The organism is Pseudomonas sp. J380 (genome assembly GCF_009827115.1).
Taxonomy (GTDB): Bacteria; Pseudomonadota; Gammaproteobacteria; order Pseudomonadales; family Pseudomonadaceae; genus Aquipseudomonas; species Aquipseudomonas paracarnis.
On the sequence record NZ_CP043060.1, the window covers coordinates 2,286,729 to 2,308,135 of the forward strand.

Genomic DNA, 21,407 nt, shown 5'->3' on the forward strand with positions numbered 1-21,407 from the left:
TAAGAAGCTAAATGGTATACTTCAAACATAACAACCAACACCAACATGGATATAGTAAAAGAACTAAAAGATCTGAGAGCAAAATTCGACAACCAACCAGGTCAAAAGTTTGTTCCCGAGTTCATAAAAACGAGCTTTATAAAGCTGGGATTTCAAACAAGCGACATTCAATCTGTTCAACCATTTAAGAACCTGAATATAAATGGCAACGACTTTGCTGTATTTGACAGCGTGGATAACACCAATACTTTGCATAAAGCCATACAAACAATAGCTGATGCTATTGGTCGCAACGCTTACTTGACTAAACAAGCAGTTCGCGCATTAGCCAATTTACAGCACACAGACAATATCGAAGGAATCACCGCTAATTATTTCAAGCAATCAGGAATCCCCCACACTGGCTTTTGGGATTTGCAGAGAAAATATGAACAAAAAGGGGATGACTACAAGGCGATTATCAAGGCTGATAAAGCGTTTGCCGACCGAGTGTTTGACGGTGTTGGTCCATTCAAAATTGCTTTAAACGACTTTTTCAAAATGAACAATCAACTCACCGTTGATATATTCGACCAGGCAATTGATAAAGAGCTGACCAATGCCAATTCAAAAAACCGCCGAAAAATGAAGCCTTAAAGGCTTCAGCATTTAACCCTTTTGAGCTGATTCCAGTCAGTGACAAAACTATCTGACAGATAATCCCTTTTCATTCCCCATTGGGGAATGGGTGGCTCTACAGCGAGCCTGATGCTACCCCGGCCATACCTGGAATTGATCCCATCCAACACCTTCATCAAGGTCTCAGAATTGCGCCGTGGTTCCGGTGCGAACAGATCCGGCTGATAGCCGTCACCACTGACGAACTGGCTCAACACGATCCCGGCCTTGGCGTACCTATATCCAGGCACGTAGATCTTCTGTAGTCCATCAAGGGCCAACGCAACGAACTCCCGAGTGTCGTTACTCGGAACCGGCAAGCCACAAATCACAGCACGGCTGTACGGCTTGTCATCGAAGCGTGAGGTTTGGATGAAGACCTGGAGACAGGAAGCAAGCTGCCCTTCCGACCGGAGCTTTGCACATGCCCTACTCGCATATGTGGCAACAGCTTCACGCAGCCCCTGCAGCGTAGTAACACGCTCACCAAAGCTTCTGGTACTGGCTATGGTCTGCTTGGGTTCAGGGGAGTCTTCAAGCGCGTAGCAGCTTACCCCTTCAAGCTCCATCGAAGTCTTTTCCACGTTCACGTTGAACATCTTACGCAGGCTCTTTCGGTCATACCGTGCAAGGTCAATAGCCTTATGGATTCCCATACCTTGAAGGCTCGCAGATAGATTCCGTCCTATGCCCCAAATCTCATCAACTGGCATCCATTTAAGAAGCTTGTCACGGCGCTCTGCGTCCATGAGAACAACGACACCGCCAGTCTCCTTCCGCCATTTCTTCGCGCTGAAATTGGCAGCTTTTGCCAAAGTCTTGGTCGGCCCAAACCCTACCCCTACCCCAATTCCGGTTTGCTTTTTCACCGCAGCCTGGATCTCACGCCCAAGCTTCTCCAGGTCGCCTTGGACGCCGGTGAAATCTAGCCAGCTTTCGTCAATCGAATACACCTCGATCCGAGGCGCAAACGTCTCTAAAACCCGCATCACGCGGTTACTGACTTCTTGGTACAAGGCGTAATTGGAGGACACCACACGAAGCCCATGGGACTTCATCAGGTGCTTAATTTCGAAGAACGGCGCGCCCATTTTTATGCCCAATCCACCAGTGCTGGAATCCTTGCTTTTGGCTACCGGGCAGCGGGAAACGACGCAGCCATCTGAGTTGGACAATGCAACGACAGGGACACCTATCAACGTAGGGTCGAAAAGACGCTCTGCGCTAACGTAGAAGCAGTCACAGTCAACCAAACAGAAGACGGCCATGAGTTACCTCCCCGTCAACACAAGGTCGGTATGCTTCATCACAAAGACAGAGGCAACACCGGCAAGATGATTCACTGTCTGAGCTAGATCTGACGTAGGTGGGGTGTATTCATCATCCTTGCCATGAGAGACGCTTTGGGCGTTACGGATGGTCCCTACGCCAAGGAAGATGGTGCCTACTCCACGCATCATTTGCGAGGTAGGTTCGTCCATAACCGAGGACTTTTTCAGGATGTCCAAAACCTTGCTACCAAGCTTCTCAATCGCGTCTTTCTGGTAGCCCGTTTCACCTAATGATTTCAGGCACGCTTTCAGTACTGTCTCAATGTGGCTGCAGCTCAAGGTGATAGAAAGCTCTGGATCAGTCAGTACACAACCCCTTGCCTTCATCCAGGACTCCAGGAGCATGGTATTGCCGCTAAACAGCGTATCCAGATCGGCGTCAATTTCTGCCTTCTCGACCGTGACAAACTGAGAAAGGGACTGAACCACAGAGGCCGTTTTCAGGTACTCCCTATCCAGGTTCACCTGCAGGTCAGCTACCAGCGAATTCAGAACCTTGTGGTCACTGACGCGCCTCTGCATATCAGTGCCAGCTTCCTCCAACGTGCAGTAATTCCAGTAATCAAACTCACTTGGTCGAGGCGCCTCTTTCCAGCAGATTTTCAGCTCTCGGCCAGTGAAAGTGAGATAGCACAGCGTGTGCCCAATGGGCTCACCTTCTTGGTCAAGAATTTCATCAAAAACTATGGTTTCACTGTTGCCACCACACCCAAGACCCTCAACCAAATCGAGAAGCTTTCGCTCGAAAGCTCTCAACCCAAGCAGCAGTTGCAGGTTTTCGTTTTTGACCTTCGCTGATCGAGCTGCCAGCTCAGAAAATCCGTCATCACTCATTTTCTGCAACCATCCGCTCTTTAAGCTTTTCCAGAATGTAGATAGCCACTGCACCCGCTAGATTATTGGACAGGCGCGCCTCATCAGCATTGGCGGTTTTATCTCCACCATGGGCCGTACCCAAATGTGTTCTTAAAGCCCCGGCACTTTGTGATATTCCCTTAACGCCGCCAAAAAAGGCTTTAATATCTGCTGTATGGTCTTCGCCGTTTGGAAATTTCAGCGGGGGGAAATCGGCTACGACAGCATTTATGAAATCTGTAATGGTTTTCTTGTTACCCAAAGGGATTTTACGTTTTTCCAGGTAATGGCGGCAGACCGATTCAAGGAATTGGGTTGTGCGCGTTAAGGAGTCACTTGCATCTGTCTCAATTGCAAGTCTTGCGCGAACCCATTGCCTTTCAAAATAGTCGCCATCCATCAAGTTTACTAATTCTTTATGGATGCTCTCACTTTGAACATCCGAAAATTCGGACAGGAGTTTAGCGGAGCTTTTAGCCTCACCAAGCATCTCCTTTGCCTGATCTTCCAATGCGTTCCAAATAGAGTTTATTGAGTCAGGAGAAGTTAGTTTAATAATCGCATTGTCGTCTTTGATCTCGCTCATATGCCGCGAAGTCATGTGCCCCTCGTAAGGCGTTCCGTAATTTTGACCATCCTCCATAGTTGTGGAAGTAAGAATCCTTAAATTTTCTCCGTCGAAATGCAACATTCCATATTCCCAGTCCCATTCGTCGATTCTATATAGATCTATTCTTTTACCGGTTGCGTATATTCTTAGACCATTAACTGACTCACGCAATTCTATCTCTACAGATTCCAGACCTGCTCGTACCTCACTTCGCGTTTCCAGTACCTGCTTGGTCAAACGGGAAAGAGCTTCTTTTCTGCTAGTCATAAAGCACTCAATTATCGAGACACACGGTGTAGGTTGTGCAGGACGATACCCCACAGCTCGATGTCTTCCCACTCTCCCACCTCAATGCTTGCATTGAGGGGATTGTGAGCCAGCAGAACGGGCGATTTTCCTAGGCGTTCTCTGTACTCCTTGCAGCAGAAATCTGAGCCAATGACCACGACCACGATGTCACCATTGAGGGGTTCCAAAGCTTTGTCCACGACCAGCACGTCACCGTCGTAGATCCCAATCCCCTGCAAGGAATCACCGTCAGCACGTAGCAACCAACGCGAAGGCTCACGCAGGCACACCAGTTCATCAAGGCTCAAAGGCGGTTCAGAGTACTCAAGCGCAGGGGATGGAAACCCACACGAAACCCTGCCCACGATGGGCTTTCGCAGAGGATCTACAGGGGGATTGATAGGACCGAGGATGGAAAACATGGGGGCTTGCTCATACTGTACATACAAACAGTATGGCTTCAGGTGCCAGCAGGCCACAAGCGGCCTACAGATCCATCCGACAGACGAGCTTCGAAAAAGCCTAACAGACTCATTCAGACGAAACGCAAACAGCGTTACCAAAACTGAAATGAATAATTGAAGATAGATTATTTCCTTAACACAAAAAATCAAAAAACCTAAATGGTATAATATGCCTACAAAAGGAATAAACCTTTTATCAACAGGCCGGAGATAAGAATGATAGTTAGCACACAAGAATCATCAAAAAAAATTAAAGCACCAAAGGAACTTGAACCGTATTTAAACATACGAACCGACAAAGAAGGAAAAATAGCAATTACGATTTTAGATTCAAAAATACTTGGAGAAAAATACACACTTGAATTCATGAGACTAGTTAAAGAGGTATCAATATTAAACCACCATAACAATCATAGAAGCATAGAGCTACGTGAATATGATAGCGAAGACTACAAACTACAAAAGACCGCATATCAGAAGTTTTACCAAAGCAAAATTAAATAAGCCCTGTAGGGCTTTCTTATAATCAAACGCCGAACCAATACTATAATAATAATCTTGACAACTACATTTAATTCGATCTATATTTTCGCCGTCATTACTGAATAGGTGAAAAATGAATGAATTAAAAAACCAAATCGAAACCCTTAGAAAAACCATATTTAAGATTTACGAAAATCGTCCTGAAAACGATAGAACAAACCAAGAAGACTCATTCAAGCTGTTCGTGAAAGGCGCACTGAATATTCAGCTAAAGCTCTTCATCGAACGGTACAAGCGATTGGGTTTGTCAGACGCAGAAACTATGCAATGCATAGTGATCCACCCTTCCCTTTACGAAATCTCTTCAAAACAGATCGATGATTGCGATTCCGAAGCACTCAGTATCGCAGTGGCACAGTACTTTGAAATCGTGTCTATAGCTCCTGCATACACTGACGTTCTGTCACTTCTCCTAGAAAGCATACTGCTCGTGGGCAAGCGCGGGAAAGGACTCGGGCAGTGTCTGACACCTCCAAGCCTCGCAAGCGGATGCTCCGAACTCATGCCTATGCAGACAGACCAGCCATTCAAGGTCATGGAAATGTGCTGCGGGGCTGGTGCATTAGTGTTGGCACCACTGCAGCAAATGATGAAGCGAAATCCCCATCACGCGAAAAATGCCACTGTCATAGCGAACGACATTGACCCTTTCATGTGCTGCACCACGACCCTCCAGATCATTGCCAACACAGTGATTAACGACATAGACCTTTGCGAGTTCACACAACACGGCTCAAACGTGATTACAGAGTGGACTTCTGGAAATCCTTACCTCTTCAGGTTCATAACCCCTGCCAAGGTTTATGAATCACGCGCCAGGACTCGTGAAGAGAAGCTTCGTGCGTGTGGCTATTACGAGATATTTGGCTACCCGGCGAATGTCACACCTCTTATAGATAGCGAGGCCTGGAGAGTACACAGCGATTTACCATCAGTTGCTGAAGCATAAATTTGTGAGCCAAGAATTAGGAAAATAAAAGACAGGGTTATTTTCGTCTAACCCTAACAATTTCAAAATCAAATGGTACGATAATTAAAACAACCATTAAAACCATGAACCTATATGACGAGATTGTAAATCAAGGCTACAAAATAGAAGAGAGGTATTCCAATAAAGGGTATATGCGTGCCTACATCACGAATCAGAGCGATGAAAGGATCGGTTATTACACCGAGTTGAAAAGGACAAGAACCAAAACAGTGCTTACGAAAGACCCAATATTTGAAGAGTACTCAACAGGAATTGGGATTGAAGAAAGCTTAAGGTTTCCAAGAAAAATCAACGGGAATGCTGACCGAGCAATAAAAGAACTTTACCGTAAATTCTTGGCATGGAAAGAAACAGAGACTCTGAACATTAACTTTGAAGAAAGCCTAACCCAGCTATTGAAAATAAAATCAAATTAATTAGGGTTTTTTGCTCTTAACCCTAATTTTTTAAAAAGAAAATGGTACTATATTTATATGGAAGGAAATTACTCATTCCAAAAAAACAGGAGAACAAATCATGAGAACCACAAAAGAACAAAAAATTAAAAACTACATCAATGAAGCGAAACCTGAACACACCAACTTGTTCGACAGCATCGTAGGCATCCAAGATATTTATTATAATAGCCAAAAGACAATGGTAGTAGAGTACGCTACATTTATAAACGATGACAAAACCATAACAACATGCAGAAAGATATTAATCAGAGACGCTGACCTTATTAGACACCATAAGGGGAATTTGTCATATGATCATTTCGACAGAAACATAATTGAAGAATGATAACCTGCAGGCACTTGCCTGCTAACAATACAACATGGGAGCAATTAAGCTACTCAAAACGGAGACAACAACATGAAACCACTAAAAACAATAAATATTCAAGACCTTGCTGATACCAAGTACATTTGCACAATTAGATTTTACGATCAGCAAACGCACTGTTCAAATAACGCACTTTTTGGTACATGCACCTTGACTCATGGCCACAGAAGAGAGGATGTGCACTTTGAGCTGTTTTACGAATTCATAGTCATAATTGATAAGGAAACCGGCCTGTTAAAGAATTGTGAATATTCAGATTTATTGCACAGAGCCGAATTAACACACAATGAATCCAAAATTGAATTTTATGATTATGAAAGGGAGGTTAAGGTTGAGGACATTATCGAGTACGAAAGTATTTTAATAGAAACATTAGAAGCATCAAGCTTCCTAGATGAATTGGAAAAGCTAGATTTACTTCATGAGCTTGAGTATTTCAAAATGATAGAAGAGTCAAATGACTAATTCATCCCGATTAAAAACAGCCCTTCAGGGCTTTTTTTGGCTTAACAGAAGGAGCTGTAAACTATCCGTCAGATCACATATCAGACCATAGCTTCCAAAACACTTGCTCAGATGGCACACCAAAACCGAGCAAGGCGAGTCGATTTTTCTCATACGAGTCAGGAGACCGGACGGCAACCGTCCAGACAACGCCACGGTCTTTCAGTCCTTTCACAATGGCCTTGAAATACATCTGATCGACTTTCGACAGGCCATGACCGAGTACCACCACTTCCTCCACAGAATCCAATCTCTCAAAGAAATCAGCGTTTTCAGCAATGATTTTTTCGGAAGGTTTGAAGGTCTTTTCAAAGTAGCTATCCAGCTCGTCCAGGGCCTCGGTTAGCCGCGTATCTTGCGTTTCCAGATCAGAGCTATGGTTCAGAGACTGGCGCTCACTAGGTGCCCAACCATGTCCAAGAATCAGGTCCGCATTTTCGTCATCGCCCCTTCCGTGAATATGCAAAATACGACTGTCATCAATTTCGTACACCATCGATAAGGTTGGTGTGTAGTTGAAGGTGAGGTAAAAGCCTTGCGAGTCGAGGCTACCAAACCGTACTGGAGCGCTCGCGGCATCTGGTATTGGCAGACCCCTTATCCACTCAGCAAAAAGCGTTTGCAGCCTTGATGACAGGCCGGATGCGACACGCTCAACCTCATACTGGAAATCATGGTGGCCCGAATCACTCCATTCATCCGAGCTATACGAGGGCATGAAATGCTCGAGGCTCTCGATGATGGAACCTGTGTCCAATTCAGCCAACGCAGTTTCGAGATGCGCCCAGTCTTCCCCCGCAGGTACGAATTCCTCAACCCATCCAAAAACGTCGTCGTCATGAAGCTCAACGAATGCTTTGAAGTCCAGGTAGTCAGAGGGAATTCCATGCTGTTTGTCGAAGCCGTTGCCGATGATGTAAAGCGTCTTGGCATCCATACAAGGCATCCAGAAAAATTGAGAAGAACCGCATTATAGGCTTGCAGGCATTCGCGGAACTGTGCCCGCGTTGCCCGAATCACTCCCGACTAAAACGACCTTTCACCCATTGCCAAAAGCTCTTCTTTTTCTCAACGACAAGCTGCTGACGGGCATGCTGCAATTCCAGCTCCTTGCGATCAAGCGTGGCTTTCAGGTCGGAAGTTTTTCCCTCCAGCTCAGTGAGTTCTGAACTCGATTTCTGCCAAAGGCCATGAGCTTTTACAAGCCTGCTGTGAGTGACATTAAGCTCTTCATCCTTGGCAGAAATCTTTTTCTCAAGGAGCGCACAGGCAAGTTGGGCGTTAGCCACCACCCCCTTGAGCTTGTCAGATTGGGCAGAGGCAAATTCACGATGGTATTTGGTGCTGACCGGATCAGAAATAATCTTGGCGAAGACCTTTTGAGAAAGCAGCTCTTTTGTCTTGGCAAATCGTCTCTCAAGGCTACCTTCAATATCGTCCTGGCGAATGTGCTGCTCGACTCTCAAACCTGGCCCCACCTTTACCTCAATGATGGGTACGCAATGCGCCTCAAAATCATTGATTTTAGGACGTTCGCACTGGTGCTCCACCCACACCTCAATGGCGACCTTCCCACCCCATTTTTCATAGTAGGGGTTGTCCTCTGTGAACTCTCCGTAGAGGTCAGGGTAGTAAGTGCGTCCATTGCCAAAGCGAAGCTCTGCTTCGTCAGCCACGAGCCTTGTGAACTTGAACGGCACCATCTGGTTGCCAAAGACGAAATTGATGGTTTCGAGCTGCGCCAATGCAGCGATTACGAAAGCATGGGAAATGGACTCGCCGTCACTATCCGAATTTCCACCAGGTGCCTTGTCGAGGTTTTTATATCTGAACCAACCGTTTTTAACAGCCACCATCGGCTTCCGCTTATGCTCGCGTGAGTGAGTGCTGTAGAAGGACAAAGACTCAAAATACTGGTAGTTCTCACGCTTGATCTTCAACGCTTGCCAGATGAAAAAAAGCTTGTATCTGCCATCTTCACGATTGATAAATCCATTCACATCTTTTGCACAAGCCCAAATTTTCATACTGAACCCAGGGGTTTCCTTTCCAAAAATGACTAGCTGTTGCGGGACTGTACAACACCAGGGCGAGCCCTTACAAAAGGGTGAACGGGAGCTTACCTACCAGCCACGGTGAAGGGTTCAACATCTTCACCAAGAAGCGCCCGCAACACGTTTGTCTTCTTCCCTTCATGCAGAGTGTAAGCATCCGCAGAACAGCTCACAGGCCATGCCACCAGGTTAGCAATGGACAAGGATTCCAGATCCACAGCGCTAGGCATCACAGCAACAGGAAAAGGCTGTATAACCGCGCTGGAGAGTCGATGACTGCCAGCACTGGCGGACGGCAAGCTCAAGGCAAGGAAACCGCACAGAAAGGCTCTGGTGAAACCATTAACGTGCATCACAAATCACCTATCCCAAGCTTTTCCAGTTTCTGCCTTTTGATCTCATTCTTGCGCGCCATTTCCAACCCTATCAACTTCTCATTGTGGTCAATCACAGCTCGATTTTTAGCATCATGCTCTTCAATCTTTTTGTCTAAATTCTGATTGATGCGTACACCAAGCAGAAAGACCAAAAACAATATCGCGCAAGCGAATGCCGTAATCAAAGCGGGACCAACACTGAAGACCTCCCACACCTTCAAAACACCTAGAAAAATTATAAATATAAAAAGGCCATATTGCTTTGGTTTTGTTTTCTCACTCATGCTTCACCTTCTGTTGTTGTAGAGTTTTTACGTTCTTCTTCTGAGAACTGCTTGCGAATTTCTTCCTTTCTTTTTCTACTCTCTGCATCATAGCTTTTAGCCCATGCGTTATTCTTTACCACTTTATCAAATGCGTTACCTAACATGGGTATGCCTGCGTGAAGAGCATTTTGCAATTGTGGGTGCATGATGAAAGCTTGCATTCTAGAAACAGAATCATCGTGAATGGCATCTTCATTCGATATAGTTTTCATCACTCTATTGAATGAGTCGATTCCGTGCTTATAAAGCATGAACAACGTGTAGATTGCGTAAACCACAACCATGAGAATCGAAAGAATATCCCCAATGAATGTTCCGTCGCTCATGCCAAGGATTCCCCAAATCACGGCTCTAGCGTCTAGATTATTACCCATGAAATTCATAACCAGCATAAACAACATCAGGATCATCATGAACGAAATAAGGTAAACGAATTTCCAGCCCATTATTTTGATGAACTTACTGTCGCCGCTTATGGTTGAATAGCTGAGAAGAACCGGCACTTCTATAAATTTGAAGAAAATCACGAAATAGACGAACTTAATCAACTGCCCCAAAATCATGAAAAACATGAGCATTGGCATTATGTATTTGCAAAAGAAACCCAAAGCAGCAAAGACATATCCAAGTGGTAAATATGCCGACATGATAATATCCATCGACTTAACGACTATCTGAAGGGTTTTACCACTTAACGCTCCTAAGAACTTCGCAAGCTTACCTGTGAATTTACTTGTGTTAATTCCTGCAGACGAAGACGAATCACTATTACCAATTAATTCCATCAAACCATCAAGCGCACCATCAGCAGCCCCTGTAAGTGCCTTGATTAATATAATGTTCACACCGAAATCAAACATTTCAGAGCCAAGCTTGTACATTCCCGCAGCCAAACCAATATGATAGTTATTCTCGCAGCTTTGAGGATTTGAAGCACATTGAGCGCGCCCTTTAGGAATAGACAAGCTGGGATCGAAACCGGCCATTTCCTTAATTGACGTAAAATCTAATCCAATCATCTCAAAAATGAGTTTATATAAATCGATCTTACTAAGAAAACTGTCGTTTTCCGTCAACGTCGAAGGCGTGATGTTCATGATCGGAGAAAGGTAAAGACCTTTGTAATCGACTGGTGCGAAAGGTGTCAGGTTACAGGCACCATCTGCGCCATTAGGCTTAACATCAGTGATTCCACACAAGATCTTTTTGTTTACATAATCATAATTCTTCACATCAGCATTATCCCAATACACAAAGAAAGAATTCTTGAGTATTTGTGAACTGAGATTTTTATTGCTTTCGAATTGGGTAATTGCTTGAGTAGACAAAGCAGCACCTAATATTCCCCTTTGAACATTTGAAAGCACTTCATAAGTGAGAATATCCAAGCCTTCTTTATTTTCCTGTAGGGCCTTCTTCACGCCAATGTAAAAAAGATCATAGGCACGATTAAATGCCGTCAAATAGGCTAATTGTTTTGCTTTGAATTTTTTGGCATCAGATTCGTTTGGGCTACCGAGAATTTCTATCTTTAATGATGAGGCATTGAGGGTCGCGCACTGCATATCAAAATCTATGCCTTGCATACGATTTAAATCACGCCCTTTCGTGTCATTTGGCAATTCATTGAATACTGCTATCGCACGTCTAGAAGCCTCATGCTCAAACCAATGTGTAGTGCAATACTCATCAAGCTTCGCCCGGACAATAGTGTTTTTAAACGCATTGAGGATATTTCTAAACGAAGCACCATTTTTATCAAAATCATGCCCCATATATCCAGACAAAATATTGGCTGCAAACTTAGCTTTTATGACTTCGGCATCTGCTGATTTACTAACACCTATTTGATCAATCTCAAGAATACCCATCAGCTCTTTGGTTTTAGCATAAGAATCATCTACTATAGATTGTTCTTCTACCTCAAATTTTCCATCAACAACATTCATTGATGAGGTTTGAAAATAATCATCATTGATTTGAGCGTAGTATTTTTTACCAAGCTTGAAAGCGTTATTAAGATATGTCGAAGAACCTCCCAACATCTCTGTACTAGCCTTTGCCCCTTTTTCGAACATCGACTTCATCGTGCCGTCATTAAGACTTTGACCAGTAAGAGTTTCAACATCACCACCATTTGATCCAATAACGAATTTACCTACGCTCGCTGGGTATCCTTTCAATGCCCTATCGCTCATAGAGTAATCAGCAGTCTTTCTCATTGGATAGTTGTGGACTTCATTTACCAAGTTAACGATATTTTTTATATTTGTAGTAACATCAACATTGACACTATCAATCCAAGAATTTTCTTCTTTGGAAATTTCCAATCCGCTTCCAGCGATTATTTTAAGCATCCCTTCTTTCGTATAGCCTGCCTCTCCAAGAGCAATACGATTATTTGCGAAAAGGGCATCTATTGTTCTTGTGTCTTCAGTTGCAATATCGTTAATACGTTCGACGTTTGCAGAAAAAACCATTTTTTCTTCGGGTCTGATTACGTTGTAATCATCGACCTTTGAAAGCTTGCCCAAACTGTCTGCAAGCAATTCTTTGTTGGAAAACATAATTGATATTGTTGCAAACAGCAGTGCAAACATGCTAAATGTCCAGGGCGAGACTATTAACATGACTATGGAGACGATACGGGTAGTGTTATTCTTCAACGATGCTTGAATGCTTTGGCTTTGATACCAGTCAACCAAAAAACTATACACAATATAACCAGTTAAAGCGCCAACAATGATTATTATCATGTTCCACATATAAGACGTAAACGCATCAAGCACTGGGTTTGGTGTGGAAAAATGATCTTCACTCATACCGCCGCTTTTAAGAATCGGCTTAATGGTAGATAAGGCGGTAGAGTTCCCACCTTCAAGAGAATAAATAACGCTTAAGGCTTGGTCTTCATTACAGCTGAATATTCCAGGTGTGATTTGTGAGGCAAGCCCTTTAGATTGAGGGGTTGCCGTTTTCATCACTTCACAAAGGTTTGAATATTCGAAAGCATGTGATTGGGAGCCAATCAGCATGAGGAAAAGCATTGCCAGAATTTTGAATTGACGCATTAGGTTTTGGATTTGTTTTCTTAATTATACCATTTCGGACTCTTGAGTTAGCTGTTAGGCATATTCTTTGTTTTTATTCATAAAAAAAGGCCGCACATGCAGCCCATTGATTCCATCGCACATTACTTAGTAGTGATGCTTACAATCTGCCTGTATGCCTCTGCCTGGACACCATTGAGCTTTGAAGACCAGAGGCACACAGCAACGCCTAATACGATCAAGCTGACCCAATAAGGCAATCCTGCGAACCCGACAGCAGCGACAAGCAGTGAAGGGGCAAGGAAGCACACAGCAGCATCCTTGATGACCAATTTCCTTTCGTTGAAGTACTCACCAGGTGAAAGAATATCTCCCGATAGGATCTCGCCAGACTGCTTCAGAGCGCCACTGAATCCGCCTGTATACGAAGCATCCTTGATAGCGCATTTCGCTCTGAGAGCAGCCAAGGAGAACACACCGATCAAGCTCAATAGGAACGTCATCGTGAATATGTAGAAAAAGAAGCTTGGGTTCAAGGGTTCTTTTATGAAGAAAGAGATATTGGACTTGATAACGAATCCTCCTAAGAACGCTATAGGCAAGATACGAACAAGGTTCATGCCTACACCTTCAAGGAGATTCCTTTTGACGTGTAGTAGAGTTTTTATTTCAGAGTCTGTTGGTTGATTTTTCATTTGTAGTAAAGTTTGTTTATGCTCCAATTATAACATAATCAAAGTCACAGATTGGTTTTCAGTAAAAAATAAAACTCCATTACTTATTAATAAAACCTTTCCCACCTGGAAGACCCGACTTAAATCTCAGCTGACTTAATTTCGCATTGAAGAATCGGGAACTCATACCCTGAAGAATAGACAAAACCTGTTCAATTTTCTCTATCTCTTTAAGGTTAGATTTATTTTTTAACACTGAATCAATCTCTTTGATATTGTCTTTAACGAGACCCTCAAGCAGCTCTTTATTGTAAATAGCACCAAGAGTGCTATGCGATTTAAAAATAGCATCCAAATGCCATTCCAATAAATTTAAAACACCACAATCTATCAAGTGTATTTCTTTAACAAGAACATACACATTATGAATAGAGTAGAGATCGACATCGTTAAATACAACGTATGGTTCCATTCGAGCAGATGCACGTGAATAGAACTTTAGAAATCCAAATCTTACTCGCTCATCGGAATCAAGATACTCAATAGGTTTAATTCTAGAAGCGCCAGAAAAAAACAACAAATCATTAAATATTGTAAACAATCTAGAAATACTCGAATCCAGCGAGTAAATATTTAGACCGAGATGGCAATCGGCAAACAATACATCACCATCCCGATGCTCATAAATATAGTTGATTTGTAACCAATCTGAGATCCCATCGACACAACCAACTATATCCAAAACCTCATATTCATCCAGCTTACCCTGGAATAAAATAGTTAGCTCATTGAAAGAGTTGTAGATTTTAATTAGATCCTTATTTTCATAGTCCGATGAAAGCTTAAACTCGCAAAAACTTGAATTATTTCTTGGAAAGAATTTATTGTATAAATAGTCAGGATTGCGAAACTTAATCTGGCCTGGATATAGGTCTGAAATCTCGTCAAGCCTAGTAATAAAAAGACTTCGATGATTTTTATATTGCTCAAACGTTAAGGCTTCAATTTGTTTTGCTGTGACTTTCTGTTGCTCTTTAAATTGCGCACTCAAGAACAACAGAGTAGCTATAGTTGCCGTGGTTCCAAACAAGGTAAAAACACCGGACAACATCGAGCCAAAGCTACTCCACGCTCCATGCTTGTGAGAGAGCGGCCCGAGGGTCACGCCATAGGTAATGAATATACCTAAAATGAACAGCAGGCCAACACCGATGACACCGGAGATCCATGGGTACTCACAGATGTTAGCCCAAATTTTTTTAATCAATTTAGCTTACCTTCAAGAATCATTCCTTTGAGAAAATAAACTAGAATCACTAGGATGATTATTGAGAAAACCCAAATAAATACTCTACTACCGTTTGACATTTCCACATGAGATATTTGGTAAAATGCGCGATTAATGCCTAACCAATAACCCAATCCCGCTAGAGCCATAATTGTTAGCTCAGTTGTCCATCCAGTTTTAGAGTAAAACATTAAACATGACGCCAAAGAAAACAAACCTATCCCGACAAACAGATTAGTTGCTTCAAGTATCTTTTCGACAACAGCTGCCTTCAACAATTTAGCAGGAATAAAGCTTAATATTAATGCGACAAACATGGTAATCGCACCAATCACAGCGCCCCACTTCATTAACAGAAAAGATGCATTTTCTTGGACAAACCCATCAAACTTAAAATGCACAAAAAAACAACCAGCAATGAGTCCAATTAAGAAAGACTTCGGACTAACTGGCATATATTTTTCTAAATCTTTATATGATTTCATAACCATCCCTAGCTTGAGTGAAATTTTCAGCATTCTACCCAAGGTAATGGCACACCGATAGCACATCTCTCATCGCCCTGGAGCAAAGCAACTCACGTCTCCCACCATCCCATCCAAGGGCACCCCAGCGTCACACAGTCCTACCTCTAAATTGGATCTGACGGAAAGCTCTTACCGCTTCTGTATGACGTACACGAACCATCCAGACACAGCCGATCCCGGCCACGGCCAACAGACCAGGTAGGGATGCTGATTCCGGCTGCGCAGCGGTCGGATGCCTCACTCACTCCCCTCCCCCCGTTGGATAACCACGATAGCGGGAATTCCACCAAGATCTATGCGTCATTGGGTAAGTATTGGTTATTCAATAAAGCTATTTTTAAGCATTTTTTAGAGCAGGCAAGGTCAGGTTGGTAATGGACAAGTCCATTTCAACAATCTATCGCGCTCCGCTTGTTTAGATACCGCATTTTATAAAGCTTTCAGTGAATCAGTGTTATCGAAAAACAGGTTTGAATCATTAAAAAAGTGAAAGCACCAAAATGGTATCTTATAGAAAATTGAGCGCTACCCAAATGCTATAATCTGAGAACAACAACCTGATAACACGATGATATACAAACACCTAAAAACCTATTTCCGATTTCTCAAGATAGCTCGAAAATTAAAGCAAGGTGAAATATACAAAATTCTCCTAGACCATAGAAACTCTGTAGAAGACAGCATGCGGTTATGCCTTAAAGAAATCGAGCGTACTCAACCCACGAAATTCAGGAAAGCTCTGTTCAAATCAGTGCGAAGCAAGGCAGAAGATTACACTCCACAGGCAATGAATTTAGCGAGACTGAACACCTCAAAAATAGAAATCGACAACGCTATTTATGAGTACAAACAGATCTATCTTTCGAACAAGGTTAAGCAAAGGGCATTGACCTACGGGAACGACTTTTCAGATTTTCTAAAACTGAATTTCAGCTTTACAACAATCATGATTGTTCTCGCATACACAGCACATCAGAACTTAGACGAACTGATCGTTTTCACCATAGTCAGCGCCGTCGCCATATACCTTTTTCAAATGAAATCCAATCGAACGATTTGCGAAATAAAAAATGCTATAATAGATACAAACAAACAACATTAAAAATGAATATTTCCAAAAAGATTACAGACCTAAAAGTAAAGATTAAAAATAAGCAGGCCGCTTTTGACAGGTTAGCTGCTGAGATTAAAAAATTCGAAGATCAAGAAAATACTATTCGATCTAAACGAGACAAGGCCAACGAAATATTAAACAAGGTATCGGCCAGCGACAGCGCGAAATCTACCGCCAAAAAAACCTATAATGACTTAACTAAATCTATTGAAAAGAATGAGTCGTCAAAAAAGTCAAAGGTCGATGCCAGAAGTAAAATATCCTCAGAAATTTCCGAGTTGGAATATTCAATATTAGTAATTGAGGCTTTAGATTTTGTAGAAGAAATGAAGAACCTTACTAACATCCGAGACACCTCCAAATTAAAAGAAGCTTTCAAAACAAAACTTCAACCTCAAAATAATAATTACCCTCATCAGCAGTGAGGGTTGATTTATGAAAACGTATCTTAGATTTAGGTGTTCTGAACGGTTTAAAGCCGACTTGCAAAACCTTGTATTTGCCTGTGGCTACACCCGGCTTCCAGAGGTCGTGAATGAGATTGAGATCGTCGCCAAGTATCGTAAAGGCGTGAGCCTTTTCTTGACCAATCTCCACAGGGATAAAGACATTTACATTCCTCTGAAAGATCAGAAAAGCGTTGCGGCGTTGAAGGACACGTTCAACAGGAATCAGAGCAACATCCAGCAGCTTTTCAACCTCTGTGCAGGCCAGCAGTACACATCCAAGCAAGGCAAGACGGTCAAGCTCCCCAACGTGCTTACGATGCTTCTGAAGCATCACGTTAAGGTGAACCAGCTCAGTGAGAAATTCACCTATGTCCACGTCGAATACGTCGAACAAACCACTGGTGTAGAGGCCGTAGCCAAACGCAAATTCTTACGCAGCGCCGAGCTTTATAGGGAGAGCGAAACGCGCCTATCTGCGCTGCTGGAGGACGAACCATACTGGTTTTTTAAACACGATGACGATCCATTTACTCAGATTGTGAGGGCAATCGAAGAAGCCAAGATATTCAAGATTGGGGTTAGCTCAAAGCACCCCTTCTTCGTCGAAAGAAAGCGCATTTACGACCTTCTGAATCGACGCGTCAGAGACGTGAATGAGCTTGTGAAAATCGGAAAGGACTACAAAGAATTGTTGGTTCGCACAATGCTTGAAGCATCAAAAGCGTTGGAGCTTTTACACATGAAATATAGGAATAATAAAACGATAAGAATACGAGAGTAAAAATGATAATTGCCGCACCGCTTAAACTTAAATTCGCAAGCATTACATCAAACGCAAAAATTAAGTACGTTGAATCCTCTGATCCTGAAATAAGAGGAAAGGTTAGGATCAAAGGAGCAGTTGCATACCTGTATCTCCCAAAAATAAACGATGACGGAATGGACACTCACGTAGGAGCCCAATACGCAGAAACTAATCTGGACGTACAGTTAGATTCACCATACAAAATGAAGAAACTTGGCCTCTTTAAAAACGACTTTGAAGAAAAGAAATACACGTTAAAATTTGCAACTACTTGCGCACATGAATTCATGGAACATTCTAACCAAGGTAAAAAGTCTTCCTCCAAAGCAGCGGATGCTTTTTCGTTCATCGTTTCTTGTACAGACAACGAGCTAGCCACACTAAAAACTGACGAAGAAAAAGCAAAATTCCTTATCAATTCTGCCAAAGAAACTTTACTTGAGCTGTCTAATTCCAAAACGGATATTGCATTTAAATACATGATTGTTCCGCATTTGAAAGACGGGAATCCGCACGTACACGTCCTAATGTCTACACGTAGACTGGATGGGTACAGACCAAGCTTTTTCCGTGGCAAAAAACACAGCGGCATCATCAAGAAAATGAGAGACGTAAAATTCCGTCTCGAAGAAAAATATCCTTTCCTTTTACAGATGGAGCATGAAGACAGAGCTAAAACTATTGATGTCTCAACAAACCCAAATACAGGAGAAGTCTTTGGAAAAGACGTTGAGCTAGTAAATAGAATTGAGTCAATCACCTCAAAATTCATCGGGCAGAATTTCTCTTATCCACAATTCACACAAGCCCTCCAGGACAGTGGTTTTGAAGTGGTGGATGATTATCTCAAAGGGAAACAACACATCAAGATAAAACACAAGGATTATGGTGATGACTTCCTATCTATAGACACCCTTCCTGCTCATACCAAGGGTGTGCTCGAGTTGCATGCAGCTTACAAATACAAAGCCAATCAAACGAAAACAGATGTGTCCCTGATCGTCTCAAAAGCAGTGGCGCTAATAAACGCCACCGACATGAGCGATGGGGTTGAAGAGCTGAACAAAAAACTGTACCAAGAGCTAGGCGCGAGGCTTGTGCCAAATATCAGCAAAAACAAAAGTGGCGAACGTAAAGTCAGCGGCTGGTCCATCTACCTGGACGAATTCGACTTCAAAATCTCTGCCAAAAAATCCGGGATCGTCATAGATAGCCAAATGAAGATTGACATGGAAGAAGTCGAATCTATCAACAGTCTCTACCAGATGATCAAGAAACAGAACATCCAAAAGCAGGTCACAGAAGCCACGGCGAACGGCTCAATCTCCATTGGGGACGGCAGGAAGAAGAAGATCAAGTTCAGGTTCATAGACAACACTGAAACCCTCCAGGACTTCATCACAAGGTTCAACGAGAACAGTAGATACGGCCCATCCATCACCAAGCAGATGATCTTGGGGAACACCGTTGTGTCGAAATTCAACCAAAGAGACGTATGCACAATCGTTGGGAATGCCGTAGAGACTTACCAGACTGACCTGAATTCAGCTCTCATCACTATGAGTATCCACGTTGCCAAAGGCCACACCAAGATCCGCTGCACAGGGGAGCCGAACCCGAGGACGCAAGCGAATCTCTACCTTGCATCACGTATCTGCGGGACAACGCTTCTGGACTACACGCCTTCTCCAGAGCTTGTCAGAGAAGCAGATGCAATGATGGACAAAGAGTACAAGAAGCTCGTGATATCTAACCGTCAGCGCGTGAGGGACGCGGTAGCCATGAGAGCAACAAACCCAACCAACAAATCGAAGAAGGTGTTCATACAAACGAACAACAGAATGGATCGTGAGGTTGATGCCCGACCGAAGCTATATGGCTTCCTCTATGGCATACACAAGGGGATACCCTTCCAGGACTTCACCTACGTCCAAAATCTGAACGATCTGCCGAAGGCAGTGAAGAAGCGTGTCATTGACGACCTACGCAAGGATGAGCAGCTTTCGGCCAACGAGATGGACAGCATCCTCATAAGAGCAGGGATAACCCTGGAGGACGCACCACCGGCAAAACCACCAGCCCATGTGCCGGCACTTGCTGCGCAAGATCAAAAGCCAGCCCTTGCAACGCATTCAGCTCCTGCGGACACAGAGCAGGAAAAGCCGGATCAGCCAGGTTCTTTAGCATTCGGTAAGCCTAGAGGCCCTATACGTCAACCTAGCAAACCGGGTAAGACATGATGTTTCTCATCGGCCGCCCGGCCTTGTCTGGTGGGACGCTTCAAAGATGAATGCAGCTGAAGCTGTGCCAGGATCTTGAGGTTTTTAGGTAGATAATCCTGAACATGGCTCAATGTTAGTCACCGTTAACATCAAGGTGTCTGACTTCATGATCATAGGGGTCTAATAGCGGTATAACATCCGGCGCAATTATCTCTTCAATGTATATTGAGTGATCAATTCTATCTGAATAGCCTATTACCAACTCAGCAGAAAAGTTAGCTCGAAATGATTTTGCATGAATACTTTCAAGAACAAAGAAATACCTATCATCCTCTCGATCAAATGGGCTTCTATCGTAGTCCTTAGTTATTTCAACTGTATCGACAGAAACTGAAAATAATAGGCTGTAGGTACAGTATTCTTTATCGACGGAAATTAAATTACTATCAACCAGATTTAGGTCTCTAAATTTTACATCTTCAAGCGAGGCCTCATCGTATCTGCCAAAGTCAATTATATCGATAGTGATATCATTCAAAGAATCACTTATTCGCTTTATAGCTTCGTCACGTACTTTCATGAAGGCGGTAGCGGCAAATTCAGAAGGTTCTATGGAAATTATTTTATTTATCGAATCCATTAGCACATCTATGGACTCACTACATATTAGATTGGAGTGAGTCTCCGAAAACCTGAACATATCCTTGTCTTTTGTGATTATGTGTATTGGCCAGCCCCGCGTTCTTGAAAGTGCATCCAGCGCTAAAAGCACGTAGGCGTCAGGGAATTCTTTTCTCTTTTCGCCATTTGCGAAAGGCGCTCTCAGATTGAAGTACATATCGAAAACTATCGATGCGCTCACATTTTCAATCGTGACATGCTCAACATTATCCCCGTGTAAAAACTCGTCGAAGTTTCTGCATAGCCTATCCTCTACCGCTTCAACAGTTAATTCCTCAAATATCCCATGCACAGCAAAATCAGGAGTATTGCGTAGCAGCATCGCAGAGCGCCTTACTTTTTTTATTTCTTTAACCGCCTCCTCAGATTTAGTTCTAATATGCTGCCTAACTTCTTGAATTGTAGGATCGGTTATGAGAAGCCTAATCTCCTCATCGTCAACAAGCTTCTTAAAAGCCTTTAGACTATGATTATCAAACTGAAAATTTTTACTTTCAAAAATATTGGTATCTAGAAAAACTAGCCGTGACTTGATTTCCATCCTAGCTCCCTAAAGCATTTAATGATTCTTGTTTTGCCGATCTTGAGCGTCGGTGCTTTGGTATAAAAATACCACTCGCTGTATTGCTTTGCATACTACGTTTTAGGCCCCATGTCTGAAATTACGATACGCCCCCCTTGCTGGGGCCGCTTTGGAAACTATTATTCCCAGCCACATTACCGCAGTGGATGCCGATGAATGCTCGATCGAGGATGCATGGAAAAGGGAAGA

Annotated in this window: 20 protein-coding genes; 8 read left to right on the top strand and 12 right to left on the bottom strand. The window is 43.1% G+C overall.

The window, feature by feature from the left end; all coding sequences use genetic code 11:
• Positions 1-45 precede the first annotated feature (45 nt).
• A complete protein-coding gene (locus tag FXO12_RS10220) occupies positions 46-636 on the top strand; it encodes a hypothetical protein (RefSeq protein ID WP_160049624.1) in 591 nt (196 codons plus the stop codon).
• 5 nt (positions 637-641) lie between these two features.
• Here FXO12_RS10220 and FXO12_RS10225 read toward each other — a convergent pair whose 3' ends face one another.
• Genes FXO12_RS10225 through FXO12_RS10240 form a run of 4 tightly spaced genes read right to left on the bottom strand, consistent with a single transcriptional unit; the run spans position 642 to position 4,163 of the window.
• Positions 642-1,925: a Y-family DNA polymerase gene (locus FXO12_RS10225; RefSeq protein ID WP_160049625.1), complete on the bottom strand. Its 1,284-nt coding sequence runs from the start codon at positions 1,923-1,925 to the stop codon at positions 642-644.
• Positions 1,926-1,928: 3 nt separating this feature from the next.
• Complete coding sequence (locus FXO12_RS10230) at positions 1,929-2,822, bottom strand: abortive infection family protein (protein WP_160049626.1); 894 nt, start codon at positions 2,820-2,822, stop codon at positions 1,929-1,931.
• On the bottom strand, positions 2,815-3,720 hold the full coding sequence (locus FXO12_RS10235) for an abortive infection family protein (protein WP_122752496.1): 906 nt from the start codon (positions 3,718-3,720) through the stop codon (positions 2,815-2,817). Before FXO12_RS10235 ends, FXO12_RS10230 begins: the two co-directional genes overlap by 8 nt.
• 11 nt (positions 3,721-3,731) lie before the next feature.
• A complete protein-coding gene (locus FXO12_RS10240) occupies positions 3,732-4,163 on the bottom strand; it encodes a LexA family transcriptional regulator (protein WP_256678951.1) in 432 nt (143 codons plus the stop codon).
• Positions 4,164-4,421: 258 nt separating this feature from the next.
• Here FXO12_RS10240 and FXO12_RS10245 point away from each other — a divergent pair, with 258 nt between their 5' ends.
• From FXO12_RS10245 to FXO12_RS10260, 4 genes are all read left to right on the top strand, one after another.
• Positions 4,422-4,709: a hypothetical protein gene (locus FXO12_RS10245; RefSeq protein WP_160049628.1), complete on the top strand. Its 288-nt coding sequence runs from the start codon at positions 4,422-4,424 to the stop codon at positions 4,707-4,709.
• A 112-nt stretch (positions 4,710-4,821) separates the two neighbouring features.
• Entirely contained in the window at positions 4,822-5,697 is an 876-nt protein-coding gene (locus FXO12_RS10250; protein WP_160049629.1) for an N-6 DNA methylase, read from the top strand.
• A gap of 104 nt (positions 5,698-5,801) precedes the next feature.
• Positions 5,802-6,155 carry a hypothetical protein gene (locus tag FXO12_RS10255; protein WP_160049630.1) on the top strand — a complete coding sequence of 118 codons (354 nt, stop codon included), beginning with the start codon at positions 5,802-5,804 and terminating at the stop codon, positions 6,153-6,155.
• Positions 6,156-6,594: 439 nt separating this feature from the next.
• Positions 6,595-7,029, top strand: coding sequence for a hypothetical protein (locus FXO12_RS10260; RefSeq protein ID WP_160049631.1), 435 nt, complete (start codon positions 6,595-6,597; stop codon positions 7,027-7,029).
• A 73-nt stretch (positions 7,030-7,102) separates the two neighbouring features.
• On the opposite strand, the gene FXO12_RS10265 is transcribed toward FXO12_RS10260, so the two are convergent.
• The 7 genes from FXO12_RS10265 to FXO12_RS10295 form a co-directional block, all read right to left on the bottom strand.
• Positions 7,103-8,005, bottom strand: a complete 903-nt coding sequence (locus FXO12_RS10265; protein WP_160049632.1) for a bacteriophage abortive infection AbiH family protein — start codon at positions 8,003-8,005, stop codon at positions 7,103-7,105.
• 79 nt (positions 8,006-8,084) lie between these two features.
• Positions 8,085-9,095, bottom strand: coding sequence for a hypothetical protein (locus FXO12_RS10270; protein WP_160049633.1), 1,011 nt, complete (start codon positions 9,093-9,095; stop codon positions 8,085-8,087).
• Positions 9,096-9,474: 379 nt separating this feature from the next.
• Positions 9,475-9,783: a hypothetical protein gene (locus tag FXO12_RS10275; RefSeq protein ID WP_160049634.1), complete on the bottom strand. Its 309-nt coding sequence runs from the start codon at positions 9,781-9,783 to the stop codon at positions 9,475-9,477.
• Positions 9,780-12,896 (bottom strand): hypothetical protein, encoded by a 3,117-nt coding sequence (locus FXO12_RS10280; RefSeq protein WP_256678952.1) that lies wholly within the window; start codon positions 12,894-12,896, stop codon positions 9,780-9,782. The genes FXO12_RS10275 and FXO12_RS10280 overlap by 4 nt, the downstream gene beginning before the upstream one ends.
• Before the next feature lie 122 nt (positions 12,897-13,018).
• Complete coding sequence (locus tag FXO12_RS10285) at positions 13,019-13,495, bottom strand: hypothetical protein (RefSeq protein ID WP_256678953.1); 477 nt, start codon at positions 13,493-13,495, stop codon at positions 13,019-13,021.
• A 154-nt stretch (positions 13,496-13,649) separates the two neighbouring features.
• Positions 13,650-14,816 (bottom strand): hypothetical protein, encoded by a 1,167-nt coding sequence (locus FXO12_RS10290; protein WP_160049636.1) that lies wholly within the window; start codon positions 14,814-14,816, stop codon positions 13,650-13,652.
• Positions 14,813-15,322 (bottom strand): hypothetical protein, encoded by a 510-nt coding sequence (locus FXO12_RS10295; protein ID WP_160049637.1) that lies wholly within the window; start codon positions 15,320-15,322, stop codon positions 14,813-14,815. Before FXO12_RS10295 ends, FXO12_RS10290 begins: the two co-directional genes overlap by 4 nt.
• A gap of 1,146 nt (positions 15,323-16,468) precedes the next feature.
• Between FXO12_RS10295 and FXO12_RS10300 the strand changes: the two genes are divergently transcribed.
• From FXO12_RS10300 to FXO12_RS10310, 3 genes are read left to right on the top strand one after another with little or no spacing between them, the layout of a single operon-like run.
• The gene (locus FXO12_RS10300; RefSeq protein WP_160049638.1) at positions 16,469-16,903 is read left to right on the top strand and encodes a hypothetical protein; all 435 of its coding nucleotides are present in this window, start codon (positions 16,469-16,471) and stop codon (positions 16,901-16,903) included.
• A gap of 10 nt (positions 16,904-16,913) precedes the next feature.
• Positions 16,914-17,708 (top strand): hypothetical protein, encoded by a 795-nt coding sequence (locus FXO12_RS10305; RefSeq protein ID WP_160049639.1) that lies wholly within the window; start codon positions 16,914-16,916, stop codon positions 17,706-17,708.
• A 2-nt stretch (positions 17,709-17,710) separates the two neighbouring features.
• Positions 17,711-19,972 (top strand): hypothetical protein, encoded by a 2,262-nt coding sequence (locus FXO12_RS10310; RefSeq protein WP_160049640.1) that lies wholly within the window; start codon positions 17,711-17,713, stop codon positions 19,970-19,972.
• A gap of 115 nt (positions 19,973-20,087) precedes the next feature.
• On the opposite strand, the gene FXO12_RS10315 is transcribed toward FXO12_RS10310, so the two are convergent.
• Positions 20,088-21,176, bottom strand: a complete 1,089-nt coding sequence (locus FXO12_RS10315) for a PIN domain-containing protein (RefSeq protein ID WP_122767662.1) — start codon at positions 21,174-21,176, stop codon at positions 20,088-20,090.
• Between the last annotated feature and the right edge of the window lie 231 nt (positions 21,177-21,407).